Genomic DNA, 13,242 nt, shown 5'->3' with positions numbered 1-13,242 from the left:
AATGAGTAGATTAAAAACACTAATTTTAGCAATACTGCTAGGTATTTCTGGATCTTGTGTGTGTCAAAATGCACTCACAGAGAAAGATATTCATATTATCCCTGTACCTGCTAAGATGATTGTGAATAAGGGAAAATTTCAATTTTCTAATTCCACTAGGTTTATCGTAAATGGAAATTCTCAAAAAGAGATTGCAACTGCTTTAATCAACAAGTTTGAAGCTGCAGCTGGCTGGAAACCGCAATTTGCGACAAAGGTGCCAAAAAGCAATTATATCTTGTTTAAAGTAGATAAAAACCTTAATAGAGAAGCATATAAATTGGAAGTTAATGCTAAAGCTATAATTGTTACAGCTAAGGAAAATGCAGGTTTTATTTATGCTCTTGAAACTATTAGACAATTATCGCCAACTGCGATCGAAAGTAAGTCCATTGTTCCTAATGTAAAATGGGAAGTACCTAATGTGACTATCACTGATGAGCCCCGTTTTCAATGGAGAGGATTGATGCTGGATTTATCCCGTCATTTTTTCGACAAAGCATATGTTCTAGAAACAATTGATCGCTTGGCGATGCTAAAAATGAATGTATTGCATTTGCATTTAGTAGATGATCAAGGATGGAGAATTGAAATCAAAAAATACCCTAAATTAACCGAAGTAGGAGGCTGGAGAGTAAATCAAGAAAATCTTTTTTGGAATTCAAGACGTAAGGTCAATGCAGATGAAAAAGGGACTTATGGTGGATTTTTGACACAAGAGGAACTAAAAGAAATTGTAAAATATGCACAATCAAAAAATGTTGAAATTATTCCAGAAATAGAGATGCCCGCACACGTAAGTAGTGCTATTGCTTCTTATCCTGAGTTAGCTTGTTTTAACCAACAGATTGGTGTTCCTTCTGGAGGAGTTTGGCCAATTACTGATATTTATTGCGCAGGTAAAGATTCTACTTTTGAATTTTTGCAAAATGTATTAGATGAAGTTTTTGCTATTTTTCCATCTAAATATATTCATATTGGAGGAGATGAGGCAACCAAAACTAATTGGGAAACTTGTCCGTTTTGCCAAAAAAGAATGAAAGATGAAGGATTGAAAAGTACACATGAATTACAAAGTTATTTTGTAAAAAGAATGGAAAAATACATCAATTCTAAAGGTAAAAGAGTGATAGGTTGGGATGAGATTTTAGAAGGAGGTCTAGCTCCCGATGCAACTGTTATGAGTTGGAGAGGAACCAAAGGTGGAATTGAAGCTACAGAGCAAGGACATGATGTAGTTATGACACCAGATTCTCATTGTTATATTAACTTTTATCAAGGTCCGCAAAACGAAGAACCATTAGCTTTTGATGCCTTTCTTCCATTGAGTAAAGTGTATGAATTTGATCCTATTGTAGAATCAATGACTCCTGCTGAAGCTAAACATGTTTTAGGTGGTCAAGCCAATTTATGGTCGGAATATATTACTACTCCATCAGCATCAGAATATATGATTTTTCCAAGATTAGCTGCTTTGGCGGAAGCCGTATGGAGCCCAAAAGAAGTGAGAAGTTGGAAAACTTTTATTAATAGATTACCTAGTTTATTGAATCGTTTTGATTATTTAGGAATAAATTATGCTAAAAGTGCTTATCTAGTAATTTCTTCTTCAACTGCTGATTTAAAAAATAAAACAGTGAAAGTGGCGTTGAAAAATGAATTGCAAAAAAAAGATATTCGTTATGTTTTTGGCGATAAAAGTTTAACTCATAATCCAATCAAATATACAGATTCGATTGTTCTTAAAAAAACAACAATCTTAAAAGCTTCTCTATTCGAAAATGATAAACCAAGAGGAAAAGTCCTTACAGATACCATTCAATTTCATAAAGGGTTTGGCAGTAAAATAAGTTTTAAAACGTCGTACAATGACAATTATAAAGGAAACAGTCCATTAAGCTTAGTAAATATTATTAGAGGTACTAAGGATTTTCATGATGGTCAATGGCAAGCTTGGTTAGCTAATGATATGGAAGCTGTTATTGAGCTGGGAGCTGCTCAAAGTATCAATGAGGTAAGATTAGGTTCGATTGAAAATCAAGGTGCTGGTATATTTTTTCCAATAGCAATAAAAGTATTAGTTTCAAATGATGGAGTTACTTATAAAGAAATGGGGCAACTTTTACATCCATTTGTTACCAATTCAAAATCGGAATTAAAAGATTTTATAATTAATTTTAATGCTATAAATGCCAAATTTGTAAAGGTAATAGCAACCAATTTGAAGAAATCTCCAAAAGGAGAAAGTGTATTTATGTTTTTTGATGAAATTGTAATTAATTAAGATATGAAATATTTAAAATTTTTAGTTTATTTATTGTGTTTTTCTTGTTCGAATAAGACAATTGAATTTTTAAAAACAACAGAAAAAGCAGTCAATGTTGTAGATTATGTTAATCCGTTGATGGGAACTGATTCTGATTATAGTTTATCTAATGGAAATACCTATCCTGTAATTGCGACCCCTTGGGCAATGAACTTTTGGACCCCTACGACATCAAAAATGGGTGATGGTTGGTGTTATAAGTATGATGATAATAAAATTAGAGGGATTAAACAAACACATCAGCCAAGTCCTTGGATTAATGATTACGCTGCCTTTTCATTGATGGCAGTAACAGGAGATTTAAAATATAAAGAAGACGAGCGTGAATCTTGGTTTTCTCACAAAGCCGAAATTGCAAAACCATATTACTATTCTGTTTATTTAGCAGATTATGATGTGACTGCAGAGGTGAGCCCAACGGAAAGAGCAGCTCATTTTAAATTTACTTTTCCAGAAGCTAAAACTTCATACATCATGTTAGATGCCTTTTTTAAAGGATCGATGGTGAAAATTATTCCAGCTGAACGCAAAATAATTGGATACTGTCGTAATAATAGTGGTGGTGTTCCGGATAACTTCCATAATTATTTTGTGGCCGAGTTTGATAAAGATTTTGAAATCAACGATACATGGACTGATGGTTGGAAATTAATGGAAAACTCTACTGAAAGTGAGGGGAAACATGTAGGTGCAATTATTGGTTTTAAAACTAAAAAAGGCGAAGTGGTGCATGTAAAAGTAGCCTCTTCATTTATAAGCCCAGAGCAAGCGCAATTAAATTTAGATAAAGAAATTGGTACTGATACTTTTGAACAAACCAAAGAAAAAGCAAAACAAGCTTGGGAAAAAGAATTAAGTAGAATTCAAGTAGAAGATGATAATATAGATCACATTAGAACATTTTATTCTAGTTTATACCGTGTATTGTTATTTCCAAGAAAGTTCTACGAGTTTGATAAGAATAACAATGTAGTACACTATAGCCCTTATAACGGAAAAGTAAATCCAGGTTATATGTTTACTGATAATGGATTTTGGGACACTTTTAGGGCAGTATTTCCATTCTTTAATATGATGTACCCTGAATTGAATAGTCATATCATGGATGGTCTAGCAAACACTTATAAAGAGTCAGGATGGTTACCAGAGTGGGCAAGTCCAGGACATAGAGATTGTATGGTTGGGTCAAATTCGGCTACGATAATTGCAGATGCATTTCTAAAAGGTGGTAAAAATATCAATGGAGAGTTGCTGTTGGAAGCCATGTTAAAAAATGCAACTGTTGAGAAAGGAAGACCCGTAAGTTCAGTTGGTCGTGAAGGGCTTAATTATTATAATAGTTTAGGATATGTTCCTTATAATGTAAGAATAAATGAAAATGTAGCACGTACTTTAGAATATGCTTTTGCTGATTTTACTATTGGTAAAATGGCTCAAAAATTAGGCAAAACTGATATTGCCAATACGTATTTAAAGAAATCGTTAAACTATAAAAATGTATTTGATCCATCAGTAAATTTAATGAGAGGTAAAAATAAAGAAGGTGATTTTCAAAGTCCTTTTAATCCATTAAAATGGGGAGATGCATTTACAGAAGGAAATAGTTTACACTATACTTGGTCTGTTTTTCATGATGTACAAGGTTTAATTAATTTGATGGGCGGTAAAGATAAATTTGCTTCAAAACTAGATGAAGTCTTTTCAATGCCACCAAGTTTTGATGATTCATACTACGGACAAACTATTCACGAAATTAGAGAAATGCAAGTGGCTAATATGGGGAATTATGCTCATGGAAATCAGCCAATACAACACATGATTTATTTGTATAATTATGCTAATCAATCCTACAAAGCACAGCAAAAAGTAAGAGAAGTGTTAACTAAATTATATGCTGCTACTCCTGATGGATATTGTGGTGATGAAGATAACGGACAAACATCGGCTTGGTATGTGTTTAGTTCACTTGGTTTTTATCCAGTGACTCCAGCAGTGAATCAATATGTAATAGGAAGCCCATTGTTTAAAAAAGCAATACTTCATTTAGAAAATGGAAAAACATTTGAGATTGATGCAAAAGACAACTCTCAAAGCAATTTTTATATTCAGTCTGCTTCATTAAACGGGAAGACGTATTCTAATAGTTATTTAAAATTTGAAGACGTTCAAAAAGGAGGGAAATTAGATTTTAATTTAGGAGATACTCCTAATAAAGATTGGGCAGGTAAACCTGAAAATGTGCCTTATTCTTTAAGTAACGAAACTAAATAAGATTTTAAAATTAAAGTTGATTAAAAATTATAAATAGACTAAAGATGAAAAAAGGAATAGTAATACTCGCGATGTTGTTCTCGGCACAACTATTTTCGCAGGCCATATATGAAGATGAACGATATGTACCAGAAACAGATCCATTAGTATTAAAAAATCTAGATGAATGGCAAGGAAAAAAGTTTGGTTTGTTGATGCATTGGGGAACTTATAGTGAATGGGGAATTGTAGAATCTTGGTCAATTTGCCCGGAAGATTATGGATGGTGTGAACGTACAAAGGGAAGCGATCCAGCAAATTATAATACTTACGTAAAAGATTACGAAGGATTAAAAAAGACTTTTAATCCAGTGAAATTTAATCCTGAAAAATGGGCAAAAGCAGCTAAGGCTGCTGGTATGAAATACATGGTATTTACTACAAAACACCATGACGGATTTAATATGTTTGATACTAAATATTCTGATTATAAAGTAACCGATTCCGAATGTGCTTTTAGTACAAACCCTAGAGCAAACATTACAAAAGAAGTTTTTAATGCTTTTCGAAAAGAAAAAATGTGGATTGGAGCTTATTTTTCTAAACCGGACTGGCATAACAAAAACTATTGGAATCCTTATTTCCCGCCTTTTGACAGAAATGTAAATTATGATCCAGCTACTTACCCAGATAAATGGAAAAAATATACTGATTTTACTCATAACCAAATTTTAGAACTGCTTTCTGATTATGGTAAAGTAGATATTTTATGGCTTGATGGTGGTTGGGTTGCTAAAACACCAGAAAATGAAGTGAAAAAAGGGTATGTTGAAAAGTTTGCAGAGAATGAATCAGGAAACGGATTTATAAAACACAGAGTAGTTAATCAAGACATCAAAATGGATGAATTAGTCGTGGAAGCACGTCAAAAACAGCCAGGATTGATTGTAGTAGATAGAGCGGTTCACGGTAAAAATCAAAATTATTTGACACCTGAAAATCGTGTTCCCGAAAAAACGTTGCCTTATCCTTGGGAATCGTGTATCACTTCTGGTGGTGGTTGGTCCTATACTCCGGACGCAAAATACATGACAGGAAGACAAGGAATTCAAATGTTGATAGATGTAGTTGCTAAAGGAGGAAACTTGTTATTAAATGTAGCTCCAGGTCCTGATGGAGAATGGCAGCAAGGAGCTTATGATTTATTAGCACAATATGGAGCTTGGATGAAGGTAAATAGTACTGCTATTTATAATACAAAACCTATTGCTCCTTACAAGGAAAATAATATTTGTATGACTCAAAACAAAGTAGGAAATGTTTTCTTGTTTTATATGGCAAAAACAGGAGAAAATAAAATTCCTTCAGAACTTGTGCTAAAATCAATTAGTCCAAAAAAAGGAACAAAAATTACAATGTTAGGTTCTTCATTAAAATTAAAATGGACAAAACTAGGCGAAGGATTTAGAGTAATCATTCCAGAAAGTTTAAGAAATAATTTACCTTGTAAAGAAGCTTGGACTTTAAAAATTGAAAAGATTAACCGATAGAAAAATTAAAATGTATGTTTTTTAAAAATAGAATTACTATACCAAATACACTGCTTATTTTACTGCTGACTTTTGGTGGTAGTAGTGTGTACGGGCAACAACCAGCAGATTTTGTAAACCCACTTATTGGGACTTCTAATTATGGAGCTACTTTTCCGGGTCCTATTGCACCTAGAGGAATGGCAAGTATCAGTCCGTTCAACGTAGCTGGGTCACAAAATTTGCCTTTAGAAAAAGACAGTCGATGGTTATCAAATTCCTATGTTCATGAAAATACATTTTTAACAGGATTTAGTCAAGTAAATTTAAGCGGTGTAGGCTGTCCCGATTTAGGGGTAATACTGATTATGCCTACAACTGGAGCTGTAGAAATCAATCATTTAAAATACGGTTCAACTTATTCTCAGGAAGTGGCAAAAACGGGGTATTATGGACTTAATATTGACAAATACGATATCAAAGCGGAGTTTACAGCTTCCAAAAGAGTAGGAGTAAGCAAATTTACTTTTCCCAAAGGACAATCCAATATTTTATTAAATCTAGGTTTAGGTTTAACCAATGAAGAAGGTGCGATGGTAAAAGTGGTGTCAAATACTGAAATTGAAGGAATGCGTTCCGTTGGTTCGTTTTGTTACAATAGTCCAGAAGCTGCTTATCCCGTTTATTTTGTTGCAAAATTTTCTAAGCCAGCAGCTACTTTAGGAGTTTGGAAAAAACCATCCAAATATGAAGGTGTTGAAGCACAATGGATGACCTACAATGACAAAACTAGAATGATGGATAATACCACCAAAATGGTTGTAGGGGACAGTATAGGAACTTATTTTACTTATCAATTTGAAAAAGCCGAAACAGTCGAAGTTAAAATTGGAGTTTCGTATGTAAGTATTGCAAATGCGCGTGAAAATTTAGAAAAAGAAACTGCAAACAAATCCTTTGAAACGGTTTATAAAGAAACCTATGACGAATGGAACGAGGCACTTTCTAAAATTTTAGTAGAAGGTGGATCCACAGAGAATAAGACTATTTTCTATACCGCATTGTACCATACTTTAATTCATCCCAATATTTTAAATGATGTCAACGGAGAATATCCTGAAATAAAAAGAGAGAAAATAGGGAAGACAGATGGGACTCGTTATACCGTTTTTTCACTTTGGGATACATATCGGAATTTACATCAATTAATGTCATTGGCTTATCCACAGCAACAATCCAATATGATTAAAAGCATGTTAGAAATGTATGATGAAAATGCATGGTTGCCTAAATGGGAATTGAATTCTACCGAAACTTTTACCATGGTGGGTGACCCTGCTAGCATCGTAATTGCTGACACGTACTTAAAAGGCATTCAGGATTTTGATGTGCAAAAAGCCTACGAAGCGATGTTGAAAGGCGCAGATCAAATTGAAAATAATCCATTACGTCCAGGACTGAAAGATTATATTGAAAAAGGATATTTAACGACTAAAGATAGAGGACCTATTTCTACAACACAAGAGTACAATGCATCTGATTTTGCTATTTCACTTTTGGCGAAAGCCCTAGGGAAAAAAGAAGATGCAGATCGTTTTGGAAAACGTTCCTTATCCTACCGTAAATTATTCGATAAAAATTTAAAATTATTGCATCCTAGAACTCCAGATGGGAAATGGTACGAACCTTTCGATCCATTGTTAGGAGCTAATTTTGAAGAAAATATAGGTTTTATTGAAGGCAATGCTTGGCAATATGCTTTTATGATGCCCCACGATATTAAAGGCTTGATAAAATTAATGGGAGGAAATAAATCGTTCAGTAATCAGTTGCAAAAAGTATTTGATAGCAAGCAATTTGATATGGCAAATGAACCCGATATCGCTTATCCTTATTTGTTTAATTATCTAAAAGGAGAAGAATGGAAAAGCCAAGAATTGGTTAAAAAACTAGTTGCTACATACTTTCAAAACAAACCCAATGGATTACCTGGTAATGATGATACAGGAACGATGTCAGCTTGGTTAGTGTATTCTATGATGGGGATTTATCCCATTGCTCCAGGCGAGCCATTGTATGCGATTACTACCCCACTTTTTGATAAAATCACGATACAATTGGATCCAAAATACTATAAAAAGAAAAGTATAGTCATTGAAAGAGAAATTAATACTGATGGTAAAATAAAAGCCATTCTATTAGACGGAAAAAAACACGATAGTTTCTTTATTTCACATGATGAATTTGTGAATGGAAATACGCTAAAAGTGATTCAGAATTAATTAATACACTACCCAAAATACCACCAAATAATGAAAAGAATACCCTTTATTTTAGTAATGCTACTCGGTTTTTTAAACCAAGGCTTTGCACAAAAAAAATATCCTTATCAAGATGCTAAACTTCCTGTCGAAAATAGACTGCAAGATTTGTTGAGCCGAATGAGTTTGGAAGAGAAAGTGCGTCAAATGGATATGTACAAAGGCGAATACTTTAAAGAAAATGAAGATTTTTCGAAAACAAAATCGGATGCTAAAATTGGAAAACTGGGAATAGGTGCTATTCACGATATTTATCCGCGTTCGGCAAAAATGATTAATGATCTTCAAAAAGAAGTAATTAAAAATAACCGTTGGGGAATTCCAGCGCTGATTATGTGTGAGATGCTTCACGGTTATTTAGATGAAGGAAGTACGGCTTTTCCAATGAATATTGGTTTAGGAGCTACTTGGGATACCAATTTAATGGGTAAAGTGGGGCAAGTTATTGGTACGGAAGCCAGAGCTCACGGCGTTCATTTTGGTTTAGGCCCCAATTTAGATTTAGGCCGTGAGCCGCGTTGGGGAAGAGTAGCGGAGACTTTTGGTGAGGATGCGTATTTGAATAGCGAAATTGGATTGGGAATGATTAAAGGAATGCAAGGAGATGATTTAACTTCTGACCGTTCTATAATTGCTGAGCCAAAACACTTTGCTGTTCACGGAATTCCGCAAGCTGGAGGAAATTCGTCTCCTATTTTAGTTGGAGAGCGTTCGGCGCGTGAAGATCATCTTCCCTCTTTTGAAAAAGCATTTACAAAAGGTGGTGCTTTGGGAACAATGTGTGCTTATTCCGAATTAGACGGAATTCCTTGTGCTGAAAATCATTGGTTATTAACGGATGTTTTGCGAGACGAATGGGGTTTTAAAGGAATTGTTGTTTCTGATTTGGGTGCGATAAAATACCTTCAAACGACGCATTATGTTACCGATTCTCCAAAAGAAAGTATTCATCAAGCGGTTGCAGCTGGTGTAGATATGCAGTTTTATGATTTTACCAATGAGTTCTGGCAACAAACACTAATTGAATTGGTAAACGAGAAAAAATTAACCATGGCAAATATTGACCGTGCTGCGGGAGGTGTGTTGCGTTTGAAGTTTTTATTAGGACTTTTTGAAAACCCATACACCGATAAAAATTTAATTCAGTTACGTTTTCATTCGAAAGAAAACCAAGCAGTAGCTTTAGAAGCAGGACATAAATCGATTGTATTGTTGAAAAATCAAAACAACCTATTGCCTCTTAGTAAGGATATCAAAACCATTGCAGTTATTGGACCAAATGCCAATGAGTCAAGATTGGGTGGTTATGCTGTAAAAAATAAAGTGGGAACTACTGTTTTAGAAGGAATTCAACAAGTGGTTGGCGATAAGGCTAATGTACTTTATGAAGAAGGAGTTCCACTAATTGTAAAAGGACAAATAATTCCATCCAAATATTTATTTACACCTGATGGTTCGCAACACGGATTAAAAGGAGAATATTTCAATAATAGAAATATAGAAGGAACGCCAGCATTGACTCGAATTGATAGTCAGTTGGAATTTGACTGGCCTTGGAATCCAGGGGCAGGAGTGAATGATGATGATTTCTCGATTCGTTGGACAGGTTATATCCAATCCGAAAAATCATTTGATGGATGGTTGGGTTTAAGTTCTGATGATGGAATCAGAATGTGGGTGGACGATCAATTGGTTATTGACAACTGGACCAAAGGAGCAACGAGTATCGTTACGACTCCCAAAAATATTGAAGCAGGTAAAAAATACAAAGTCCGCATCGAAATGTGGGAAGGAGGCTGGGGAGCCAGAGCCCATTTGCGTTGGAACTTAGATAAGATCAACTTGCAACCCGCCATTGATATTGCTAAAAAAGCCGATGTTGCTATTGTAGTGTTAGGAGAATCGAATGAATTAGTAGAAGAGAATAGAGATGTTGCTACTTTAGACTTGCACGGAATGCAGCAAGAATTGATAGAGGCAATTCAGCAAACAGGAACTCCAGTAGTTTGTGTGTTGTTAAATGGTCGTCCGCTTTCTGTAAATTGGATTAATGATAATATTCCTGCTATTGTTGAAGGATGGTTTCCAGGTGAAGCTGGAGGAAAAGCTGTTGCCGATGTTTTATTTGGCGATTACAATCCAGGAGGAAGATTACCGATTACTTTTCCAAAATCGGTTGGGCAATTGCCAATTTATTACAATCAAAAACCATCAGCAATACATCGATATGTAAGTGAGAGTGAAAGTCCGTTATATACTTTTGGATATGGATTAAGTTACACGACTTTTGAATATTCGAATTTAGCTTTAAATACCAATGAAATTAAAATCGATGGAGAAATAAAAGTAAGTATCGATGTTAAAAATACGGGTAATTATGACGGAGACGAAGTAGTGCAATTGTACATTAATGATATTTATAGTACTGTAACTACACCAAGAAAAACATTAAAAGGTTTCAAACGTATTTTCATTAAAAAAGGTGAAACCCAACACCTAGAATTTACATTGACTGCTGATGAAATAGCATTATGGAATCGTGAGATGAAAAGAGTAGTAGAACCAGGTGATTTTGAAGTGATGGTTGGAGGGAATTCAACAGATTTATTAAAAACAAAATTTACGGTGGTAAAATAATATTCAAATGAAAAATTTAAGAAAATATTACCCCTTGTTTTTTATAGTATTTCTAGCCAGTTTTACTAAAAGCAATGCTTTAAAAGTTAAATCTCCAAACAAACATATAGAAGTTAGTATTGAAGCGAATGTTGACGCTGTTCAATATTCTGTAAAGTTTAAAAACAAACCATTTATCAAAGCTTCAAAATTGGGTTTTGAATTTAAAGAAGCGCAATCATTAGATAAAAATTTAGAAATTATTGGTTTTGAAAACAGTCATTCTAATACTACTTGGATGCAGGTTTGGGGAGAAAACCAAAAAATTGTTGATGATTACAATAAACTTATAGTTCATTTGCAAGAGAAAGAAGGCTTGAAAAGAAAGATGAATATTATTTTCAAAGTCTATAATGATGGAGTAGGATTTAGGTATGAAATTCCAGAACAAAAAGGAGTTGATAGCATCAATATAACCAAAGAGTTAACTCAGTTTAATTTTATAAAAAATCATACTGCTTGGTACAATCCAGCCAATTTTGATTCCTATGAAATGTTATATAAAAAAGCTTTGGTGTCTGACGTTCCTTCTGCTAATACGCCTATAACATTCGAAACAACGGATGGTTTTTTTGCCAGTATTCACGAAGCAAATTTGACCAATTATGCCGATATGACTTTGTTGAAATCTAAGACGGATCCACTTTCATTCGAATGTAATTTAGTGCCATGGCCAGATGGAGTAAAGGTGAAAACGACTGCACCGATGGAAACACCTTGGAGAACGATTTTAATTACTGATACAGCAGCCGATTTAGTAGCATCAAATACCATTTTGAATTTAAATGAACCTAATAAAATAGAAGATACCTCTTGGATTGAACCTATGAAATACATAGGTATTTGGTGGGGAATGCATATTGGGACTCAAACTTGGTCTATGGGACCACGTCATGGTGCGAACACAATAGATACCAAAAGATATATTGATTTTGCAAAAAAACATAACATTCAAGGTGTATTAACGGAAGGTTGGAATACCGGATGGGAAAATTGGGGTAAAAAAGGAGCTTTTGATTTTGTAACACCCTACGCCGATTTTGATTTGAATGGAATTGCAGCTTATGCAAAAGAAAACAATGTTAGTTACATAGGTCATGTAGAAACTGGAGGCGATGCACAGGCATTTCAAGATAATTTTGACAAGATATTTTCTATGTTTCATAACATAGGAGTTAAAACCTTGAAAACAGGTTATGCAGGTGGAATACAAACACCCGGTCAATTTCATCACGGACAATTTATGGTTAATCATTATGATGCCGTAGTAAAAGTTGCAGCCAAATACCATATTATGATTGATGCTCATGAACCTATAAAAGCGACAGGTCTCCGAAGAACATATCCAAATTTTATGACTAGAGAAGGGGCAAGAGGAATGGAGTGGAACGGTTGGAGTTCTGGTAATCCTCCGGAGCATCATACTATCATACCATTTACTAGAGGCTTGGGCGGTCCTTTTGATTATACTCCAGGAATATTTGATATTTTATATAAAAATGCCAAAAATAGAGTAAAATGGAATGATCTTGACAATGGAACTTCTAGAGTAAATACCACTATAGCACAACAACTAGCTCTATTTGTAGTTTTATACAGTCCATTACAAATGGCTTCAGATTTGATTGAAAATTATGAAGACCAACCAGCATTTAAATTTTTTGAAGATTTTGGTACCGATTGCGAAACATCAAAAATTCTTAACGGCAAAATTGGAGATTATATCACAATTGTTAGAAAAGATAAGTTTAGTGACAATTGGTTTTTAGGTAGTATATCTGATGAGAATGCAAGAGATTTAAAAGTTTCTTTATCATTTTTAGAAAAAGGAAAAAAATATCGTGCTGAAATTTATGGAGATGGACCTAATGCAGATTGGAAAACAAATCCACAAGAAATCTCAATTACTCAAAAAGAAGTAGATGCAAATAGTGTGTTAGACATTAAATTGGCTGCTGGTGGTGGTCAGGCTATAAGATTTACACTAATTAAATAGTTTTAATAATCAAGTATATTTTGAAATAAAGAACTGTTTGGGGACCCTAAAGATGATTGTTGACAATCAAGAAAGGTCCCCAAATAGTTTTATAAATAAAAGTAG

The 13,242-nt window shown here is 34.1% G+C and carries 6 protein-coding genes; all 6 read left to right on the top strand.

The genetic code is table 11. The features are described from left to right. Position 1 precedes the first annotated feature (1 nt). Genes AB3G36_RS13225 through AB3G36_RS13200 form a run of 6 tightly spaced genes read left to right on the top strand, consistent with a single transcriptional unit; the run spans position 2 to position 13,137 of the window. A complete protein-coding gene (locus tag AB3G36_RS13225; RefSeq protein ID WP_367753497.1) occupies positions 2–2,323 on the top strand; it encodes a family 20 glycosylhydrolase in 2,322 nt (773 codons plus the stop codon). A gap of 3 nt (positions 2,324–2,326) precedes the next feature. After that, complete coding sequence (locus tag AB3G36_RS13220; RefSeq protein WP_367753495.1) at positions 2,327–4,636, top strand: GH92 family glycosyl hydrolase; 2,310 nt, start codon at positions 2,327–2,329, stop codon at positions 4,634–4,636. Positions 4,637–4,680: 44 nt separating this feature from the next. Beyond that, positions 4,681–6,165 (top strand): alpha-L-fucosidase, encoded by a 1,485-nt coding sequence (locus AB3G36_RS13215; protein WP_367753493.1) that lies wholly within the window; start codon positions 4,681–4,683, stop codon positions 6,163–6,165. A 14-nt stretch (positions 6,166–6,179) separates the two neighbouring features. After that, positions 6,180–8,426, top strand: a complete 2,247-nt coding sequence (locus AB3G36_RS13210; protein ID WP_367753491.1) for a GH92 family glycosyl hydrolase — start codon at positions 6,180–6,182, stop codon at positions 8,424–8,426. 30 nt (positions 8,427–8,456) lie between these two features. Continuing rightward, a complete protein-coding gene (locus AB3G36_RS13205; RefSeq protein ID WP_367753489.1) occupies positions 8,457–11,102 on the top strand; it encodes a glycoside hydrolase family 3 N-terminal domain-containing protein in 2,646 nt (881 codons plus the stop codon). A gap of 7 nt (positions 11,103–11,109) precedes the next feature. Beyond that, the gene (locus AB3G36_RS13200) at positions 11,110–13,137 is read left to right on the top strand and encodes a glycoside hydrolase family 97 protein (protein WP_367753487.1); all 2,028 of its coding nucleotides are present in this window, start codon (positions 11,110–11,112) and stop codon (positions 13,135–13,137) included. Positions 13,138–13,242 lie beyond the last annotated feature (105 nt).

Origin of the sequence: Flavobacterium sp. WC2430, from assembly GCF_040822075.1 — a bacterium.
Classification (GTDB): Bacteria; Bacteroidota; Bacteroidia; order Flavobacteriales; family Flavobacteriaceae; genus Flavobacterium.
This window is presented reverse-complemented; position numbering and strand designations above follow the sequence as displayed.